The 21782-nt window shown below is 31.6% G+C and carries 16 protein-coding genes and 1 riboswitch; of the genes, 3 read left to right on the plus strand and 13 right to left on the minus strand.

Annotated elements, in window-relative coordinates; translation table 11 throughout:
- Positions 1 to 250 precede the first annotated feature (250 nt).
- Entirely contained in the window at positions 251 to 1510 is a 1260-nt protein-coding gene (gene ilvA, locus COC46_RS14085) for a threonine ammonia-lyase IlvA (protein WP_098810341.1), read from the minus strand.
- A 234-nt stretch (positions 1511 to 1744) separates the two neighbouring features.
- Here ilvA and COC46_RS14090 point away from each other — a divergent pair, with 234 nt between their 5' ends.
- Together COC46_RS14090 and COC46_RS14095 are read left to right on the plus strand one after the other, a co-directional pair.
- The gene (locus tag COC46_RS14090) at positions 1745 to 2626 is read left to right on the plus strand and encodes a 5'-3' exonuclease (protein WP_098810342.1); all 882 of its coding nucleotides are present in this window, start codon (positions 1745 to 1747) and stop codon (positions 2624 to 2626) included.
- 28 nt (positions 2627 to 2654) lie between these two features.
- Complete coding sequence (locus COC46_RS14095; protein WP_098810343.1) at positions 2655 to 3407, plus strand: DUF695 domain-containing protein; 753 nt, start codon at positions 2655 to 2657, stop codon at positions 3405 to 3407.
- 101 nt (positions 3408 to 3508) lie between these two features.
- On the opposite strand, the gene COC46_RS14100 is transcribed toward COC46_RS14095, so the two are convergent.
- The 5 genes from COC46_RS14100 to COC46_RS14120 form a co-directional block, all read right to left on the minus strand.
- Entirely contained in the window at positions 3509 to 4057 is a 549-nt protein-coding gene (locus tag COC46_RS14100; RefSeq protein ID WP_098810344.1) for a histidine phosphatase family protein, read from the minus strand.
- Positions 4058 to 4593: 536 nt separating this feature from the next.
- On the minus strand, positions 4594 to 5016 hold the full coding sequence (locus COC46_RS14105; RefSeq protein ID WP_098810345.1) for a VOC family protein: 423 nt from the start codon (positions 5014 to 5016) through the stop codon (positions 4594 to 4596).
- Positions 5017 to 5497: 481 nt separating this feature from the next.
- Positions 5498 to 5968 carry a hypothetical protein gene (locus tag COC46_RS14110; protein ID WP_098810346.1) on the minus strand — a complete coding sequence of 157 codons (471 nt, stop codon included), beginning with the start codon at positions 5966 to 5968 and terminating at the stop codon, positions 5498 to 5500.
- Positions 5969 to 6141: 173 nt separating this feature from the next.
- Positions 6142 to 6912 (minus strand): class I SAM-dependent methyltransferase, encoded by a 771-nt coding sequence (locus COC46_RS14115; RefSeq protein ID WP_098810347.1) that lies wholly within the window; start codon positions 6910 to 6912, stop codon positions 6142 to 6144.
- 159 nt (positions 6913 to 7071) lie between these two features.
- The gene (locus COC46_RS14120) at positions 7072 to 8526 is read right to left on the minus strand and encodes an NAD(P)/FAD-dependent oxidoreductase (RefSeq protein WP_098810348.1); all 1455 of its coding nucleotides are present in this window, start codon (positions 8524 to 8526) and stop codon (positions 7072 to 7074) included.
- Between the two features lie 357 nt (positions 8527 to 8883).
- Here COC46_RS14120 and COC46_RS14125 point away from each other — a divergent pair, with 357 nt between their 5' ends.
- A complete protein-coding gene (locus COC46_RS14125; protein ID WP_098810349.1) occupies positions 8884 to 9306 on the plus strand; it encodes a hypothetical protein in 423 nt (140 codons plus the stop codon).
- A gap of 377 nt (positions 9307 to 9683) precedes the next feature.
- Here the strand turns inward: COC46_RS14125 and COC46_RS14130 are convergent, their stop codons facing one another.
- The 7 genes from COC46_RS14130 to COC46_RS14160 form a co-directional block, all read right to left on the minus strand.
- Positions 9684 to 10868 carry a trans-sulfuration enzyme family protein gene (locus COC46_RS14130; protein ID WP_098810350.1) on the minus strand — a complete coding sequence of 395 codons (1185 nt, stop codon included), beginning with the start codon at positions 10866 to 10868 and terminating at the stop codon, positions 9684 to 9686.
- A gap of 5 nt (positions 10869 to 10873) precedes the next feature.
- Positions 10874 to 12043: a trans-sulfuration enzyme family protein gene (locus tag COC46_RS14135; protein WP_098810351.1), complete on the minus strand. Its 1170-nt coding sequence runs from the start codon at positions 12041 to 12043 to the stop codon at positions 10874 to 10876.
- Between the two features lie 82 nt (positions 12044 to 12125).
- Positions 12126 to 12229: riboswitch (SAM riboswitch) on the minus strand.
- A gap of 80 nt (positions 12230 to 12309) precedes the next feature.
- Positions 12310 to 14583 carry an ATP-dependent DNA helicase gene (locus COC46_RS14140; protein WP_098810352.1) on the minus strand — a complete coding sequence of 758 codons (2274 nt, stop codon included), beginning with the start codon at positions 14581 to 14583 and terminating at the stop codon, positions 12310 to 12312.
- A 394-nt stretch (positions 14584 to 14977) separates the two neighbouring features.
- Positions 14978 to 15505: a YcxB family protein gene (locus COC46_RS14145; RefSeq protein ID WP_098810353.1), complete on the minus strand. Its 528-nt coding sequence runs from the start codon at positions 15503 to 15505 to the stop codon at positions 14978 to 14980.
- A 233-nt stretch (positions 15506 to 15738) separates the two neighbouring features.
- Positions 15739 to 17526, minus strand: coding sequence for an ABC transporter ATP-binding protein (locus tag COC46_RS14150; RefSeq protein WP_098810354.1), 1788 nt, complete (start codon positions 17524 to 17526; stop codon positions 15739 to 15741).
- Complete coding sequence (locus COC46_RS14155) at positions 17526 to 19262, minus strand: ABC transporter ATP-binding protein (protein WP_098810355.1); 1737 nt, start codon at positions 19260 to 19262, stop codon at positions 17526 to 17528. The genes COC46_RS14150 and COC46_RS14155 overlap by 1 nt, the downstream gene beginning before the upstream one ends.
- Positions 19263 to 19644: 382 nt before the next feature.
- Positions 19645 to 21273, minus strand: coding sequence for a glycoside hydrolase family 13 protein (locus COC46_RS14160; protein ID WP_098810356.1), 1629 nt, complete (start codon positions 21271 to 21273; stop codon positions 19645 to 19647).
- Positions 21274 to 21782 lie beyond the last annotated feature (509 nt).

Below are 21782 nucleotides of genomic sequence, written 5' to 3' on the forward strand. Positions count from 1 at the left end.
TATGAACATTGTGCATTAAGTTGTGAACTTCGTGCGTAAATCAGTTGGATTAGTGCATAAACCACTGATTTTCGTTCATAAATCACTAATATTTGTGCGTAAACCATATACTATGTACATACATTCTACGTAACTAAATCATTTGGGCTCATTCAAAAACAGTGACATTTTTGAGTTAACAAACAAAAAAACCACAAGGATTTTACCTTGTGGAATTTTTCACTATTTTGCCCTCTGAATACATGTAAGATTAAATAAGTAAATTAAATAAAGTTGGGTTATTGTTAATTTCCATGAATTGAATTTCATGACAATTCATTCGATCAATCAGCGCTTGATAGTCCGATTTATTAGCTAATTCGATTCCAACTAATGCTGGGCCATTGTCTTTATTGTTTTTCTTTGTGTATTCAAATCTAGTTATATCATCATTCGGTCCTAGTACTTTATCAAGAAATTCACGCAATGCACCAGAACGTTGTGGAAAGTTAATGATGAAATAATGCTTTAACCCTTCATGAATTAAAGATCTTTCTTTTATTTCTTGAAGACGGTCAATATCATTATTTCCTCCAGAGACGATACAAACGACATTTTTGCCTTTTATTTCATCTTTATACAATTCTAAAGCTGATACTGACATTGCTCCTGCAGGTTCTGCAATAATTGCATTCTTATTATAAAGCTCTAAAATTGTTGTACAAATCTCACCTTCTGGAATAGCAACAACTTGATCAAGTACTTCTCTACAGATTTCATAGGTTAAATATCCAACTTGACCAACCGCTGCCCCATCAACAAATTTTTCAATCGAAGGTAATGAAACCACTCTACCATTTGCAATCGATTCTGCCATTGAAGCAGCGCCCATTGGTTCAACCCCTATTACTTTCGTTGATGGACTAATACCTTTTATATATGTGCCAACTCCAGAGCTTAATCCTCCGCCACCAATCGCAACGAACAGATAATCTACTGGACGATCAATTTCATTTAAAATTTCAACTGCTACTGTACCTTGACCTGCAATGACATCTAAATCATCAAATGGATGAATAAATGTCATTTGATTTTCATCGCAATAGATTTGAGCATTTTGATTAGCTATATCAAATGTATCTCCAATTAAGATAACTTCAACAAAAGGTCCACCGAAAAATTTCACTTGAGATACTTTTTGATTTGGTGTTGTTGATGGCATAAAAATTTTCGCGTAAACTTGCAATTGATTACATGTATATGCCACCCCTTGAGCGTGATTGCCCGCACTTGCACATACAACACCTTTTTGTCTTTCTTCATAAGACAAATTACTAATTTTGTAATATGCTCCCCTAAGCTTAAATGATCGGATTATTTGTAAATCCTCTCGCTTTAAAAATACGTTACAATCATATTTTTCACTCAGCATCGTACTAATCTGCAAAGGTGTTTTGTTCGTAACTTCTTTCAGCGTATTATAGGCAACTAAAATATCCTCGATCTTAACTGTACTTTTTACTTTCTCCATATTACTACCTACCCTTTGCAATTTTTTATATAAATTTCATTATAGTAAAATTCTTCCGATTAATAAACAGAAAATTCAATTTTTTAATTAAAGTTTTATGTCTTTTTACATTTCTGTATCGTTTTCATTAATTTGCCTTACATTTTAATTGGTATTAATACTCCAGTTATCATTTTAAGTAGAATATGCTATGATTTTTATATTAAATAAATAGATATTAGGTGATTTATAAATATGGAAAATCAATCTTTATTATTAATTGATGGCTTTAACTTATTAAGTAGAGGTTATTTTGCAACTTCTTATGGCAGAAGTGATGAGCAGCTTTCTAAGACAAAAGACGGAGTTTATATAAATGCATTAAGAGTTTTTATTCCAAAGCTATTTAACTTAATTAAAGAACATGAAATTACTCATCTTGCAGTTACTTGGGACGTAAAACGTGAAGAAACTGACCGTCGAAATAAATACGATTTTTATAAAGCAACTCGTGGTGAATTGCCATCGCCACTTATTGAACAATATTTCACTTTAAAAACAGCATTAGAAGAAATCGGTATTGCTCAACTAGAAATGGCACCATACGAAGCAGATGACTTAATGGGTACTTTATCAAATAACTGGTCTAATTCAGTTAAAAATACATGCTATATTTATAGTAATGATCGAGACTTACTACAATTAATAAACGAGCATACTTCTCAAATCATTGCCCAAAAGACTGGAGAAATTGTTTATTCTTTAGAACATTTTAGCAATGATTATGGGATCCATCCGAAACAATGGGTTGATGTAAAAGCATTATTAGGTGACTCTAGTGATAATATTCCTGGTTGCCCTGGCGTTGGAGAGAAATCCGCAATTCCATTAATTCAAATTTATAACACAGTTGAAGAATTGTATGAAAATATGGATAATCTTGACGCTAAATTTAATCGCTACAAAAAGAAATTAGAAGCTGGGAAAGACTCAACTTTTATTAGTAAAGAGCTGTCTGCGATTACAATTGATATTCCTCATTTTGCAGACTATACATTTGAGGACTTAGAAATTAAGATTGATGAGGAAAAATTATCACTTAAGCTTGAGGAATTAGAGATACGGGTGAAACGATAAATTACTTGTTGAATTAGGAGTTAGTTATATGTCTAATTATTGGAATGCATATTTTGGTTATATAAATGATAAACCTGCAACTGTAGCATTAGATATGGGAGTTACTGAGGAAGTTAACATTGAAGATTATCAAACTGTTGTTATTATTAAATTACAATTAAAAAACCCCGACGAGCGAGGTTTTCCTAGTGAATTTGAATCAAAGCTTCTGGAAAAAATCAACAATGATATTGATAACCTGATTAATCTAAACCGTTATCTTAACGTAGGAAGACAAACGAGTGATGGATTTAGAGAACATATTTATTATACTTCTGAAAATGATCCAAAAATGTTACTAAAAACTGCCGATCAAGTTCTAAGATCGAATAAATATGAATTTGAAGTTTATAGTATTGATGAAGAAGAACTATGGGAGTGCTATTTTGAGTACCTTTATCCTAATCGTTATCAGATGCAGCGTATAGATAACGCAGATATTCTTGAGCACTTAAATAAATTAGGCGACAAATTAGTTTTACCACGAGCAGTAGAACACTGGATTCATTTTAATGATCAAAATAAAATGAATGAATTTATTAACACAATAAAAACTGAAGGCTTTAAAATTGAAAAAAGATCTTCTAATTTGGATGAAGATTTTGAATTTACACTACTTATTTCTAGAATTGATAAAGTTGATTTTGATAGTATTGATGAACTAACTGATTTCTTAATTGAAGTTTCAGAAAGTTTTGATGGTGAGTATGATGGATGGGAAACACTTGTTATTAAAGGATAATTTCAAAAATTAATAAAGGAACACTACATATTTCGTATAACTAGTGTAGTGTTCTTTTATTTTTATATATTTATAGTTTATGTAATATTTTAATATCTACTTTAAAATTCTTGCCACAATCGCTCATAAACAATATCGTTATTTTTAACTTTCAATACAAACACATCAGGGTTGCTTAACTTTTTCCAATTTTCAAAACCAAAGTCTTCATTAAAATACTTTAAAATTAGCGACATTAAGTTCCCATGAGTTACAACGATCGTTTTTTGATGATCACTACTGATGATCTGATTGATCACGCTTATAGCACGATTAGTAGCCTCTTGACTTGATTCCCCACCATCAAACTTCAATTCCATTTCGTCAAATGTTGTTTTTAATTTTTCCAGCCAATCTGGTAAATCGCCTGAGCTTAGCTTGCGTTCAGACAATCTTTCATCGACCACAATATTGATATTCTTTGTATGACTTGTTGGCTCGATTGATTGAATCGCACGCCAAAAAGGACTTGAGATAATTTGATCAATTTTTATATTTGAAAAAAATTCTGCTAAATGATTAGCTTGACTTAAACCACGTTCAGTTAGATTAGCCTCAAATGGCTGTCCTTTTGCCTCACAGTGCCTAATGATATAAATCTCTTTTTCCATTTCATTTGCTCCTACTTAGTTTAAATAGATTCAATCAACAAATTTGCACGTTTTACTTTTTTAATGTTATGTATTCTATAAATAATATTTTTTCTGGAATTTTATTATTTATCTAGTTTTTTTATGACCCAACCACAAATGATTATAAATGCAACACAGCCAATTCCTACTAGTAACATTAACACTTAATCATTCTCCCCATTTTACGATGCCAGTCAAACCATCTCTTTTTATGATATTGTTCTTTCACGCAAGTTAACTTCACAAATTTTATTGTCGCATCAGTTCCCTAAATGGCTTATATCACTCCTTTTCTCAATAAAGAACTTTTGATAGTGTAAGCCTTTTATATTTTTTAAACCACTTCTCTTTTAAATCAATCTAATAATCTCAGAATTTAAGCTAGACATTTTCTTAAAGTCTATTAAGTTATGTAATTAATTATATCAATAGAGGCGCCTTTTGTAATGAGGATTTGTCAGTCTATTCAAACTTTTTACAAGCGACAAATCCTCACTTAATTGAAAAGGGAACTTTTATTTTATTCTTTTTGATAATGGATGACCTTCACAAAATTGTATTAAGTCCCATAAATTACCGTACAAATCCTTAAAAACTGCAACTATACCATAATCTTGTTCCTTTGGTTCTCTTACGAACTCGATTCCTTTTGAAATCATTTCATGATAATCTCTCCAGAAATCATCTGTTCCTAAGAATAGAAAAACTCTCCCACCAGCTTGATTACCAATGAATGGCTCTTGCTCCGACTTAGAAGCTCTTGCCAGCAAAATAGTCGTTCCTGTTGATCCAGGTGGAGATACAACTACCCATCTTTTATCCTGTTTTGGCTGATATGTATCTTCAATTAAATTAAAGTGAAGTTTCTTCGTATAAAACTCTATTGCTTCATCATATTCTTTTACAACTAGGGCTATATGAACAATTGACTGTAACATCTTCCTATCTCCTAACTAATAAAATTATCATTACTACAAATCGTAAAATCTACTTGTCTTTAGTTCTCAATGTTTGTTGTTCATCTTACGAGACGTCGAACAATAAAATATGAAAAAGGCTGGTGATATACTTTGATTGTAGCCTTAATTCTTATCTTAATTGGAATAATTTTATCCTTTATTGGCTGGTCCATTTGGGAAAGTATAGACGTCGACATTGTATACCTCGGATTACTTATTTGGGTACTTGGCTTTATTATTGGGATATTCGGTATCATTTCGCTTTTTAACCATAAGTTTTTAGAATTTATTTATCACTTATTCTTACATTAAGAGTTCCTTTAAATTATTTTAAACTAACCTAACAACATAATAAATAGGTGCTAACATTTAGCTCCAATTTATTATGTTCTTTTTTATATCTATCCACTATGAAAGACATTTGTAGCAAAATAAAAAGACTGTCGAAACAGCCTTTGTTTTACTCATTTAATTTAGAAGTAATAATTGGAATGATTATGATTGTGATCATCACTAATATTAAAACAATTAACTCATTTTTCCATCTGAAATCATTTTCACCATCATTTTTATGTTGTTTTATGAATTCATCATATGTGTCCGATGAGATAAAATTTTCCGGGTCTAAGATTTCTCCAGTTTTTTCGTCTAGTAAATACGTATCATAATTTGCTGTTTTAAAGAAATGATCTCTCACTGTAACGTATTTCACAGCAATCACCGTTACTTTTTGGTCAGCTTTAGTGTCTTTATTTGTTAAGTTGAAATCCTTTTGCTCGAGAAACACAGTTGAATTTTTAACATAATAATTTATTTCCTTACGATTATTTTTCTCAATTTGATCTAAATAGCGAGATGCTGCATTTGAGGTTGATAAACAAGATAAAAACAATAAAAAGAAACATAAGAAGAAAAGTGCAACTTTTTTCATACATCTCCCCCCAATTCTATTCAAATCTACTAAATTATATTCAATGGATTTTAAAATAGTCCTAGAGAGTATGACGGCTCATTCTCGTTTATCTAAAGTTGTTTAAATTTATACTAAACATCCTCATTTTATGATTCTTTATCTCCAAACTTTTTTGGTAGTTTTTTAATAAATCATTTCTTCCCACTCAAAATCATCGCATTACCTAAAACTTTTTTATTTAATAAAAGCCTTGGCAATTTCATCTCTTTAACAAGTTTAGAGCTGTACAATACAGTTACACCATTTTTCTTTAATTCATTTAGTAGCTCTTTATTGTCACCAAAGATTTTTTCATCCATAAACAAATCTAGAAAGACAAATTTCCCACCATGTTTTAATACTCTAAATGCCTCTTTCATAACATCCGTTTTATTACTTCGATCTTTCACTTCATGAAATGTAAGACAACTTACGATTAGATCGAATTCATTGTCATTAAATGGGAGCTCAGATGCACTTGCTTTCTGAAAATCAATTTGATTTGCGACACCTTCTATTTCTGTATTCTGTTGGCATTGTGCTTTTGAATATTCCCAATTACCGCCCCAATAATCAATTCCAGTTAAAGTGGCGTTTGGAAAAGCCTTTGCAAGTTTAATAATTAGAGAACCGCTACCCGTTCCAATATCTAGAATCTTCCCATTTCCATCCCAGTTCACTTTGGAAACAATTAAGTCGTGTATTTTTGACTGATAATTCCCCCCTATCGCTGCAAACTGATAGACCGAATAGGATAGTATGAAGGTTATATAAATAAATGGGAGTGCTAAAATTCCTGACAAGATTCGCAGGTATGTATTAAAAGGTATTACTGTTATTAAGAGGAGAATAAGTGTGATTACTAAAAATATAATTAGTTTATAAATTCGAATCCACGTTTGATATTTAGCTTTTGAATTCAAGAGATCAACTCCATTTAGTTTTTTTAAAATTAATTATATACCTTCTAATAGATAACGTTAATTCCATATTAAGCTAAACTGTAAAATAAAATTTTATAAGAAAAAAAAACAAACCACTAATGCTTTTTAAAATGCATTAGTGGTTTGTCAAATAAAGTATTAAACCGTAACTAATTCTTTCTCTTTACTTCCAATTTTCGTAACGATATCACGTGCGATCCATACGCCACATGCACTTGCTTGAGCTAAACCACGAGTTACTCCTGCTCCATCTCCACCTAGATATAAGCCAGAGATTTCGCTTTCAAAGTGTTCATTTAATTTTGGTCGCGCTGAGTAGAATTTTGCTTCTACGCCGTAGAATAGTGTATGTTCTGCAGCGATACCTGGTGTAACATGATTTAATGCTTCAACCATTTCAATTAAACTTTTCATTGTATTGTATGGTAATACTAAACCTAAGTCTCCTGGTACTGCCTCTTTTAAAGTCGGTTCTAAAAATCCTTCTTTAATACGTTTTTCAGTTGAACGGCGACCTCTTAAAATATCTCCATATTTTTGAACAATTACGCCACCGTGCGAAAGCATGTTTGCAAGGCGTGAAACCTCATGTGCGTACTCATTTGGTTTATCAAACGGTTCTGCGAATTGATGAGATACTAATAATGCAAAGTTTGTGTTTGGACTTCCTAATTTAGGGTCCTTATATGCGTGTCCATTAGCAGTCATAATACCTGAATGGTTTTCAACTACTACGTGTCCAGATGGATTACTACAGAATGTTCTGACTTTTGTACCCACGCTAGTATTAAATACAAATTTCCCTTCGTATAAGTGCTTATTAATTTCTTCCATTACAACATTTGAAGTTTCAACGCGAACACCAATATCAACTTGGTTCGTTGACATTTTAAGACGACGTTTTTTCATAACATCAGTTAACCACTTTGAGCCATCACGACCTGGTACAATTACAACTTTCTCAGCTTTTAATTCTTCACCATTTTTTAATTTAATCCCTCTAACATTATGAGTACCCTCAACCTTTTCAGTTAATAAGTCCTCTACTTCAGTTTTATATCTCATTTCAATTTTCGTTTTTAAATATTCATATATACTTTTTAAAATTTCTAAGTTTTGCTCAGTTCCTAAATGACGAACTTGAGCACGTAATAATTTTAGTCCTGCAGCATAACCACGACGTTCAATATCTCTTACTTCCTCTGTTAATGGATCAGTAATCGATTCAGTCGCTCCATGTTGTAGATTGATTTCATCAACGTATTTTATTAATTCTACTACTTGTGAGTCTGATAAGTAATCTGTCATCCATCCACCAAATTCACTTGTAATATTAAATTTTCCATCTGAATACGCTCCAGCGCCACCAAAACCATTAGTAATTGAACAAGCTGGTAAGCATCCTGAAAATTCTTTTTTACCTGCAGCAGGCGGACATTTTTCAATTTTCTTTTGTAAAATTGGGCAATGTCTTGCGAATATATCATGTCCTTTATCAACAAGTAATACTTTAGCATTCGGCATTTTTAAAGTTAATTCATAACAAGTAAAGATTCCAGCTGGCCCTGCACCAACAACTAAAACGTCATACATATATATATACCTCCAAATAAGGTTTAAATTTGTTCATTTGATCAACCTAAAATAGAATACCATCAATACGAAAGCGTTTCAAGTAAAAATACGAACATTTCCAATATTTTATTCAAAAATAATTCGTTTATTAATACAAGTGAAACCTTTTCATCCTTTCATGACTATAGTCAACTGGATTTTCTGTCCAAAATTAGACAATTCAAATTTTAAAATCAATTATTTAGATCATACTATTAGCACATTTTAAGTAAAAGTTAACTTTTCTAATTCGAAAATAACCGACCTGACAGAAACACAATTACGTCAACTTGAATAGTTATATAAATAACAGATTTTATATTGGAGTTGGAAAAGATGCTAGAAGAAAATTTCAAGGTAAAGGAAGGTAATGACCATTATCAGAAATCTAATTCAGAAGATGACGAATTGCAATCAAGTCTTGAAAGACAAATTGTTGCTGTATCATGGGTTAAAGCTGTAGCACAATTATATGAAACGATTGCATTATCAAAATTATATACAATCGACAAAGATCCAATCTTTCAAGGGAAAAGAGATATATTATCAGGAATGTGGATTGGTACAGCTGGTCAATTATCCATTGCTTTTCACGTTTCTAAGCAATTGTTCACTTCAGATAAAATAGATTTACTTGAGTTACAAAGAAAAATTGTACTTTCCGATTCAATTCAAATAGTTGGTAACGCATTAACACTAATTGGTGCATCTGAGGTAATTCAAGAGGAAATTGGTGATGGGGAAATATTCCTTTCATAACCAAATCAGTTTGAATAATTCATATTTCTTAAAGGTAGTTTTATATGAACTCAACTTCTACACTGATTTATAAAACCGCAAAATCAAATAAATATATGTATAAATCCCACAAGAGACTTGTGGGATTTTGTGCTTCTACTCTGATCGGACGTATATTCCGCTTTATTTAACTATTTATTGTTCGGTTATTACCATCATACAGCATTATTTTCATGAATTATACTATATCAACCGGGTTTAGTATTATATCAATGAGATTTATTGATTTATCAACGAGTATTAGTTATTTATTAACGAGTATTAGTCATATATCAACGTAGTTCACAACTTTATCAATATTATTCAATTTGTGTTCGCATCATTTTGTAATAGTACCCTTAATTATTCGATTTTCCTGTTCCCTGCACTACCTGCTTTTCCCTTGCTCCTGCATTTAATGCTTTTCGGAAACTTGAGATTAAGTCTTCAAGATCCTCTAATCCAACGGAAACTCTTATTAGCGTATCTTTTACACCTAATCTTTCACGAACATCAACAGGTATAGCAGCATGAGACATCTTCACAGGATATGAAACAATTGTCTCTACCCCGCCAAGTGAAACTGCAACGGCTACATTTTCGACTGTTTGAAGGAACTTCGTCGTTTGTTCAATTGTTTTTAATGTAAATGAGAGGACCGCTCCTCCTCCAGAAGCTTGCTCAAAATGAACATCGTGACCAGGATGATTTTTTAAACCTGGGTAATAGACATCCTCAACTTCTTCTTGTTCAAGTAGCCAATTTGCTAATTTTGATGCTGTTTGTTCATATGCATCCATACGTACTTTTAGTGTTTTTAACCCTCTTAATGTAAGCCAACAGTCTTGTGGACCTAAAATGGCACCGAATGAATTTTGAATCGTATATAAATCTTGTGCAAGTTTTTCAGAATTTACAACTGCTAAGCCTCCGATTACATCGCTGTGTCCTGCAATAAATTTTGTTGCACTATGAACGACAATGTCTGCTCCTAAGTCTAAAGGTTTTTGAAAATAAGGTGATAAAAAACTATTATCTACAATGACAAGAATGTCATCCTTTTTTGCAATTTTGATTGCTCCGCTTAAATCAGTAATTTTCAAGAGTGGATTAGATGGTGTCTCTAAATAAAGTCCCTTTGTATGTGGTTTTATTGCCGCTTCAATTTCCAGTAAATTAGATGCATCCACAAATGTAAATTCGATTCCGAAGCGATTTAATACTTTTGTAGCTATTCTAAATGTCCCACCATAAACATCCTCACAAATGATAATATGATCTCCAGCTGAGAACAAAGACAAAACAGATGAGATTGCTGCCATACCTGATGAAAATGCAAAACCGCGCACACCATTTTCTAATTTTGCAATTGTATTTTCCAAAGCTTCTCTGGTTGGGTTCCCACTTCTTGCATAGTCATATTTTCCAAAATTCTCAATATCAAACTGATGAAATGTTGAAGTTTGATAAATAGGAATACTTAATGCGCCCGTCGTCGGATCTACTTCATTTCCATTATGAATTAATTTAGTTCCAAATTGCATATTCATCACCCCAATGCATTTTCTAAGTCATTTAATAAATCATCGATATGTTCAATTCCCACTGATAATCTTAGTGTATGGTCATCTAGACCAAGCTTTCTCTTAAATTCCTCTGGCATTTCTGAATGAGTTTGAGTATGAGGATACGTAATTAGTGATTCAACCCCACCTAAGCTTTCTGCAAACGTAATTACGTTTACACTTCCTAAAACTTGTTCAACTAAACGTAAATCTTTCACTTTAAATGAAATCATTGCACCAAAACCAGTCGCTTGTTCTTTTATAATTGAATAACCTTTATGCGTTGGTAAACCTACATAATACACTTCTGTAACATTCGGATGATTTTCTAAAAACTTTGCAAGTACGATTGCATTTTTTTGGCTATACTCCATACGTAAATGTAGTGTTTTTATTCCACGTAAGATTAACCATGAATCAAATGGCGCTAAGGTTGCACCAGTCGATTTTTGATAATAGCGAATTCGCTCATTAGTATATTCCGAATTGGTCACGACAAAGCCAGCAAGTGTATCATTATGACCACCTAAATACTTAGTTCCACTATGAACAACAAGATCTGCTCCTAATTCGATTGGTCTAAAGAAATAAGGTGTTAAAAATGTATTATCAACGATTACTAGAATATCTCTTTCCTTCGCAATCTCTACAACTCTTTTTAAATCAGTTACCTTCATCATTGGATTTGAAGGAGTTTCAATAAAGATTCCTTTCGTATTTGGCTGAAGTGAATTAAGAATATTTTCGATTTCAGTTGTATCAACAAAATTATGCTCAAGTCCATATGGCGAATAGATTTCTTCGAATAAACGATATGTACCACCGTATAAATCATCTGAAACAATTAAATGATCACCTTTTTTAAATAAGCTTAGTACTGCAGTAACAGCTGCATTACCAGTTGAAAAGGCAACTCCATAATTTGCACTTTCTAATTTAGCTACTGTATTCTCGACTTCTTCTCTTGTTGGATTTTGTAATCTTGCATAATCATATCCAGTTGATTGATGAAGTCCAGCATGTTTAAATGTAGCAGATTGATAAATCGGATAACTAATAGCTCCAGTTAATGGATCATATCCTTTACTACCATGAACAGCTACCGTTTCAATTGATTTTTTCTTCGTGTTTAAAGCTTCTTTTGTATTCGTCATTATAAAATCCTCCATTTTAGTCAAATAAAAAACCACTTCCTAAAAAATAAGAAGTGGTTATGTCTCGAAATTAAACATATCGCTCTTATCTTCCAGGTTATATACCTGCAGGATTTAGCACTTTCTAGTTTTCACTAGAGTTGCCGGGTTTCGTCGGGCCAGTCCCTCCACCGCTCTTGATAAGATTATTAAATTATATTGTTAAGTATATTAAAAACTCTGATAATTATCAATTGTTTTTTTCAAATTATTTAATTATTCGTTTTTCATTTCCATTCTTCAGGTAGTAAATTTTTATAAAGTGCACTCTTATATCTGTCATCAATTAGTAATAAAGTCCCTTCATCTGTCTCAGATCGGATGACTCTTCCACCTGCTTGCATTACTTTATTCATCCCCGGAAAGACATATGCATAATAATACCCATTTTTTCCAACCGAATTAAAATGATCTTTTAATATATTTCTTTCTAAACAAATTTGTGGCAATCCTACACCAACTACTACGACACCGTTTAAGCGATCGCCCTTTAAATCAATACCTTCAGAGAAAATTCCGCCTAATACAGCAAATCCAACTAATGTTTCCTCATTAAGACTATCAAAATGTAAAAGGAACTCTTCTCGCTCAGATTCAGTCATCCCATTTTCTTGAACGATTAGATTTATATTTGAGTACTTAACTTGAAATAATTCAACACTTTGAATGAGATATTGATATGACGGAAAGAAAACTAAATAATTCCCTTTTCTTTTTGTAATATCTTTATAAATCAAATCAATTAATCTTTCTAAATTTCTTTCACGATCTTGATATCGAGTTGATAAAGGATTAATCGTAACTTGCAGTTGTTCTTTTTGAAAAGGTGAATCGACCATAATTGTATAATCGCGATTTTGATCGCCAAGCATATCCTGAAAATATTGAACTGGCGTTAAAGTAGCCGAAAAATAAATTGTAGATCGAAATCTTTTTATGACGTCGTTTACTACTTTAGAAGGATCAAGGCAGAATAATTTTATATGAACCTCACTTTTATATAGTTCGTAGTAACATACATAATTTCCATCAAAAAATTCACTAATTTTGACAAAGTTAAGTGCTTCAAAATAGGTTTCAAGTAAGATCTGCCTATTTTCATCATCGTCCATTTCCTGTAATTTTATTTCTACTATCTCATTAAATATATAGAGAAATTCAATTAAATCTTCATCTAGTTCTTTTGAAACAGGTGTTACAACATCCTTCCATTTCTTCCTTATTTCAATAAACCGCTTATTAATTTCATTAATACAGACATACAGTTCATCTTTTGAATGTTTAAATCTATTTTTCAACTCTAAGAATTTAGATTTGAATAAACTTGCAGAATACATTTCTCTCGCGCGATCAACCAAATTATGTGCCTCATCAATTAATAAAACTGAACTTCGTTTATGTTCATCAAATAATCGTTTTAATGATACTCTAGGATCAAAAATATAATTAACATCGCAAATAATAGCATCTGAAGAATTTAATAAATCTAATGAGTATTCAAATGGACAGACTGTATGTTTGCGAGCATATTCTTCAATTTTCTCACGAGTTAGCGCTTTTTCCGATGAAAGAATATCAAGTACTGCATCGTTTATTCGATCATAATAGCCTTCTGCAAACTCACAATAATCCTTTTGACAAATTGTTTCTTCTTTAAAACAAATTTTATCTTTTGCTGTAATCGTCGTACACGAAATACATAGTCCTTGATCTGTCATTCGCTTAAATGCTTCTTCAGCAACAGTCCTAGTAATTGTTTTCGATGTTAAGTAAAACAATCGATTTATACTACTCTCACCCATACTTTTAACAGTTGGAAATATGGTTGAAACTGTTTTTCCAATTCCAGTTGGCGCTACAGCAAATAAATTATTTCCCTCCTGAATCGTTTGATAAACGGCACCCGCTAATTTTCTCTGACCTTTTCTGAAAGAAGGAAATGGAAAATTTAATTCTTTTATTGATTGATTTCTTAATTCAATATGATCGTATTTCCATTTCGCATAAGGATAGTAAGCTTCCAGCATTTTATATAAGTATGTTGTTAATTCATCCATTGTAAACAAAAGATCGAAGCTGATTTTTTGTTCGGTTAAAATATTAATATATGTAAGTCGTAGTGTAATCTTTTCAAGCTGTAATTCTTCACAAATAAAATATCCGTATACTTTCGCTTGCGCCCAATGAACAGGATAAGAATTTTCATTTATTTCATTCAAATCCTTCATTGTCGATTTAATTTCTTCTATTATGTAGTGTTCGTCCTGAAATAATAATCCATCACAACGTCCTTCAATTTGAAACTCCAATTGTTCAAAAGCTATGCTACCAGATATAGGCCGCTCTTTTACATCCAGCTCCCCATATTCTTTCTGTATTTTTTGATGTGCCTTTGTACCTTCAGTTAATGAAACTGAACTTTTATATCCAACATTTATACTTCCCGCTGTATGAGCATACTCAACTAGCGTTCGTACTGAAACTTTTACCAAATTGTCCAATTGAGTATCCCCCTTTTTGTTCATTTTACCATAATTCATCTTTCTTGATTAAGAATGAAAGATCACAGTTAAAAAAGTTCAAGTTAGATAACAACTTGAACTTTTAAGAGTGTTTAAATATATATCAGTCAATAGATAAAGCTTACACTAATCTAAATATATGATAATAAAGTTTTATTTATTTGATGGTTTTAATGATAATTTGTTTTTGAAATCGCCCCATGGAAAGCGAGCAACCTGTAGTGAAAATCAAAATCATATAGCGCTTCCTTTACATCGAAAAATATTGTTGATTTATAGACAAGAATTTTTCAACAGCACGAAAAGTTCAAGCTAAATAATTAACTTGAACTTTTAGTGTTTAAAAATATTAATATCAATTACCCAGTAATTTTTAACAATATAAAACTTGAATATTATATTTTCTATAAAATTGTAATAACTTCTCCATATCATCTTTTATTGCTTCTAATGGTACGATAATGGCTTTCATACTTGAAACGTAAATATAAAAGTAATTCTTTGTTCCCTTTATTTCAACGATATTATCCCATTTTATTTCATGAACGCTTGATTTTGTAATTTCTTTAATCCCATTCTCATCAACCTTAAGAGAATGTTCGCCGAATAATGATTCGTTTCTCTTATCATTTAGAAGTTTAATCATTTTATTTTTAGTTGATCTGTAATATAACTTTGGAAAATAAATGAAAAAAACAATCGCTGCTAACGAAAAGGCAAGTAAATAACCGGAAATAGGTTGCTTAAATAGAAAAGAAATTAAAAATGGTATTACTAAATAGATTAGACTCACAGCTATCCGATTATTAGTTAACGATTTTTGAACAGTTTTTGAGTTTTTTAAATGATGCAAATTAAATTCAATATAATCATCCAAATTAATTTCATAATTAAGTTTCATACTTTACCTCCATTTACTAAATAATATTTAATTACTAATATTCTATCATTAGTAAAAACCAGAAAATAAAGATATTTCTTCTACATATATTAAGTTGACTTTTCAAGATTCATAGAATTAATTCTTATATTAAAAATTAGTAATAATTCATTTCAAAAGTTCTATTTTTAACCTTCTGGCATAGAAAAAAGCAAATCCTTAAAGGATTTGCTCCAATTAAACAATACAGGTCATTAAGCTCCATCATTTATGAAGCTATACTGCGCCATGTATAACTTATAATAATGTCCTTTTAATCTTAATAACTCTTCATGTGTTCCACTTTCTTCAACATTTCCATTTCCAATTACCATGATTTTATCGCAATCACGAATTGTCGATAATCTGTGAGCAATTACAAATGAAGTTCGACCTTCTAATAGCGTTTCGATCCCATTTTGGACAAGTTTTTCTGTATGTGTATCGATATTAGAAGTAGCCTCATCAAGTATTAAAATTCTAGGATCAGCTAATAGAGCACGAGCAAAAGAGATTAATTGTCTTTGACCTAAAGAAAGTCTTGAGCCTCTTTCATTTACGTCAGTGTCATATCCATTCTCCATTTTGATAATAAAATCATGTGCATGGACTGCTTTTGCCGCAGCAATTACTTCTTCATCTGTTGCATTTAATTTACCGTATCGAATATTTTCCATAATTGAAGTTGAGAATAGGAATGTATCTTGTAGCATAATTCCCATTTGACTTCTATATGACTCTAAATCTACTTTTTTTATGTCTTTTCCATCAACTAAAATTTCACCTTTTAATGGATCATAGAAACGGCTTAATAGTGATACAATCGTCGTTTTACCTGCACCTGTTGCGCCTACTAATGCGATTTTTTCTCCAGGATTAATTGTAAAATTGACATTTTTTAATACGGTTGAATTTTCATCATAACCAAAAGTCACATTTCTAAATTGAACTTCACCATTAATTCTTGGAATTGCTGGTGCATTTTCTTCACTAATGATTTCAGGATCAATATCCATAATGTCAAAAATACGATCAGCTGCCGAAAAGTTTGAGATTAATGTATTATAAAAGTTTGATAAGTTCATAATTGGACGCCAGAACATACCAATATACATTGAAAACGCGATTAATGTACCGACTTCAATTTCTTGACTAGTTACTAGCTTATAGCCAACATAAAATACAATGACAGTTCCAACACCCCATGAAAGTTCAACTAATGGCCAAAAGAAGTCATTCATTTTTACTGCTCTCATGAATGAGCCCATTAATACTGAAACCTTTTCTTTGAAGTCTTTTTCTTTATCTTTTTCTTTCGCAAAGGATTGAACTACTTTTATCCCTGAAAAATCTTCATGAATAAACGCAATTAAATTTGAGCGTTTCTTACGATAATCATCCCATCTTTTACGTGCACGTGTTTCAATAAAAAACATTGCAACCGCCAAAAATGGAAGGATGGACATAGATGCAATTGCGAGTTTAACATTTAATACAAACATGACTACCGTAACACAAACTAAACTTAGTAATTCTGGTATTAATGTTTGAATACTTTGGTTGAATAAATTTTGAAGTGCACTAATGTCACCCATTACACGAGCCAAAATTTTTCCTACCGGACGATTATCAAAAAACGTAAATGAAAGTTTTTGAATATGTGTATACAGCTCATGGCGAATATTTACTAATATATTATTCGTAACTGAGCTAATCATCGTCCAACGTACTTTTGATGCGATCATTGCTAAGGAATTTAGTGCTAATAATACAACTCCAATTAGTACTAGCCCTTTTACATCGTGATTTTTAATATTTGTATCAATCGCTACTTTCAGTAAATATGGGTTCAATATACCAATTACCATTACAAATAACATTAGGCAAATTACTGCAAATGTTTTTAATTTATAAGGTTTTAAATATGTCCCGAGCCTAAGAATTAGCTCGGTTTTACTCCGATTTAGTTGGTCTTCATCACGGTTTACCGTATTTTGTGCCATTAGACCACCCCACTTTCCACTGTTTCAAAATCTTTGAATTGTTCTTCGTAAACTTCAAAGTATCTACCTTTTTTATCTAATAATTGCTTATGATTTCCTTTTTCAACAATTTCCCCATTTTCAACGAATAAGATTAAATCGGCATTTTTTACTGCTGAAATACGGTGCGCAATAATAAATGTTGTACTATGCGAGAAACGTTTATTTAAATTGTGTAATAGTTCATACTCAGTTTCCATATCTAGCGCAGAAGTTGCATCATCTAAAATTAGTATTGGAGCATTTCGTAATAATGCACGTGCAATTGAAATACGTTGTTTTTGGCCACCAGATAATCCAATTCCACGTTCTCCAATTTCAGTGTTGAATCCTTCTTCTAGCTCTTCAATAAAGTCTAGACAACACGCAATGCGGCATACCTCGCGGATTTCTTCCATTGTAGCTTCAGGGTTTCCTAGTTTAATATTGTTTTCGATCGTATCTGAGAATAGGAATGTGTCCTGGGAAACTAGAGACATATTTTGACGTAATGATGTTAGATTAAAATCTTTCACATTTACACCATCAACTAATACTTCTCCTTCAGCCACATCGTATGAGCGACCGATTAAATGAAGAATTGAAGATTTCCCAGCACCTGTCGTCCCCATAATTGCTACTTTACTACCACTTGGAATATATAGATTAATATTTTTTAAGACGATTTCATCGTTGTATTTAAAGTTAACATTTTTATATTCCACTGAACCGTCAACAAGATTAGGTGTGTATGCCCCTTCTTTATTTTCGATTTCAGTTTTACGATCTAAAATTTCAAAAATCTTCTTCGCAGAAGCTTGGTTTTTAGAAAGTATATCTGTTAACCAACCTAACATTCTCATCGGCCAAATTAAGTTCCAAATGTAACCACTAAATGCAACAAGTTCACCTAGCGTCATACTACGTTGTAAAACAAAATATCCACCAATAATGATCATAGCCACAAGCGCAATATTTGTTAAAAATTCAATATTAGGAAAATATTTACGCATTGTATTTGCTTGCGCCATGTTTAAATCATAAAAACCACGATTCATTTTTAAAAATTTCAACGTTTCATGTTTTTCTCTTGCAAATGCTTTAACTAATCTTACACCCGCAATATTTTGTTGAGCTGTTGTATTAATTTCAGCTGTATGGTCACTTATTTTACCGTAACCTTTATTTAATAATCGATTCAAACGTGTTCCCATATATCCAATCGGGATCATAATTGCTAAACAAATTAATGCCAATTTCCAATCGATCACGAATAGGATAATTGTACTGACAGTAAAATAAATGATATTTTCGATAAATAATCTTAGTCCAAACGCAATTGTTTGCCATATATTTTCCACATCTTCATTAATTCTCGAAAGTAATTCTCCAGTATTCATTGAGTCAAAATACTTAAACTCAAAGCTTTGAATATGCTTGAACATATCATTTTTGATATCTTCATGTACTTTCGAACTTACTAAGTCATATAGATATTCTTTTACATAACCAAAAATTGATTTGATGATCGTAACACCGATAATACCTCCAATAACTGGAAGAACGACAGATGTTTTTCCTTTTGTAATACCATCATCAATTAAAACCATTTGTAAATAAGGAATTAAATGATCCACACCAATAACTAAAATCATTGAAATAGAACCAATAATAAATGAAAGCTTATGTCTAAAGACATATTTTAAAATTCGAGACAATGTTATACCTCCCTTTTATCAATTAACCTAACTCTACGCAACCCTCCACTTTTTTTTGACAATAAAAAGGCCATGGGATAATTTTCCATACCCCATGGCCATAAAGAAACGTTTCGACAAAAAACAAACAAATATTGATTGTTTATTTTTGGCACAAAAAAGCCATGGGAAATATAAACCCATGGCTAGTTCGTCAATTGAAATCTAAATTTCAACGTGGTCCGTCCTGCGTAGAGATAGGGTTCATAATCATTATGAAATTATGTGTTGCTCCTGCGTTTAATTTTCTTACAATCATCATGTTAACCTACCTCCTTCTTATTTGATAATCTTATCATATACGAGTACAGTTTAAAATGTCAAACTATTTTTAATAAATTTATTATTTAATTTTAAAAATAATTGCTTCATACGGTCTTAAGCTTAGCTTATCAATAGCTAAACTTGAATCCTTATAATTACTTAATAATATACTTACTTCGTCGTATTGATTTTTATAGCTGAATTCTGATTCTTCGTTTGTAAAGTTAGCTACAATTAACAGTTTTGCATCATGATCTTGTCTTGAATAAGCAAATACTTTTTCATCTTTTTTTGCTAGCATTTCAAAAGATCCATAAACGATTGCAGAGAATTGTTTTCTCAGTTGGATTAACTGGCGATAATGATGGAATATTGAATCTGGGTCATTAATCGATTGCTCCACATTTATTTCATTAAAATTTGGATTAACTGTTAACCATGGATTTCCATTTGTAAAACCACCATGTTTTTCTCCACTCCATTGCATAGGAGTACGAGCATTGTCTCTACCTTTTGTATAAATAGATTTCATTATATCTTCATGCTTGTATCCTTTTGCAATACGGTCATTATACATATTTTTTGTTTCAATATCGTCATACTCTTCAATGTTTTCGAAACGAATATTTGTCATCCCAATCTCTTCACCTTGGTAAATATAAGGTGTACCTTGCATTAAATGAAGGATTGTAGCAAGCATTTTCGCACTTTCAATTCGATATTCCTCATCATTGCCCCATCTAGAAACAATTCGTGGTAAATCATGATTATTCCAGAATAAACTGTTCCAAGCCTTCCCATCAAGCTGTGTTTGCCACTTATTAAATACTTCTTTAAGCTCCAACAAGTTTAAAGGCTTTAAATCCCATTTTTCTTTTCCTTCTTGTTGATCAAGTCCTATATGCTCAAATTGAAAAATCATACTTAATTCATTTCGAGCTGGATCCGAATAAAGCTTTGCAATTTCAGGAGTTGCTCCCCAAGTTTCACCTACTGTTAAAACGTCACGATTTCCAAAAGTTTTTTTATTCATCTCTTGTAAATATTCATGTAGTTTTGGACCGTTTGCTGTAATCTCCTGATCAGGAATTTTTCCGATTAAATCGATTACATCCATACGGAACCCACCAATTCCTTTATCAAGCCAGAAGTTCATCATGTTATACACTTCTTCGTGAACTTTTGGATTCTCCCAATTTAAATCAGGCTGCCTTTTACTAAATAAATGCAAGAAGTATTGACCAGTCTGTTCATCAAATTCCCAAGCACTTCCACTGAATACAGAAGGAAGATTATTTGGTTCCCTTCCGTTAGCAGGATCTCTCCATACATAATAATCTCGATATGGATTATCTTTACTTTTTCGTGATTCAATGAACCATGGATGCTCATCAGAAGTATGGTTTACGACTAAATCCATAACTATCTTAATTCCACGATTTTTTGCTTCAGAAATTAATTTATCCATGTCATCCATCGTACCGAACTCTTCCATAATGTCACAATAATCGCTAATATCGTAGCCATTATCATCATTAGGCGATTTATAAACAGGACTCAGCCAAATAACATCTATTCCTAAAAGCTTTAAATAATCAAGCTTCTCAATAATTCCTTTTAAATCCCCAATACCATCAGCATTACTATCCATAAAACTTCTAGGATATATTTGATAAACTACACTATTATGCCACCATTTTTGCTCCATTTAAGTCCCTCCTAGATTATGTATAAATTGAAATCTTAAAAACGTTAAAATTCATTAAAGAACTGCTAGTCCAAAGGCTATGCTTAATTGAACTAAAAATAAAAACTTAAAAATTGCAGGTCAAAAAGACTGAATAATCTAATGCGGTAAGTGAAATTTCAAAACTTTGAATACGTTTCTAAATAAGTGCAACCGTGTGCATTTTTTTCCACTAAAAATTTCATTGGATTTTTAACAACTACTCTCAGTCTTGTTAAACCGCTTACATTTTCTATTTTAACAAGATTGATTATTAATGCAAACATTTACATTTATTAAAGAGATTTAAATAGATTTAAATACTATAACCTAAACCCTTTATCTATCTATTTTTTTATAATTTGGCTCTGTTAATATTAATTGTTGATTCTAGTTAAATTCGAGACTAATTGAAATGGAAGGTGCGAAGACTCCTATGGGAAATGCGGGAAACTTGAGACCCCTAAAGGCTTGCTAAAGGAGGCTCAAGT

This window comes from Bacillus sp. AFS041924 (assembly GCF_002577195.1).
Taxonomy (GTDB): Bacteria; Bacillota; Bacilli; order Bacillales; family Bacillaceae_G; genus Gottfriedia.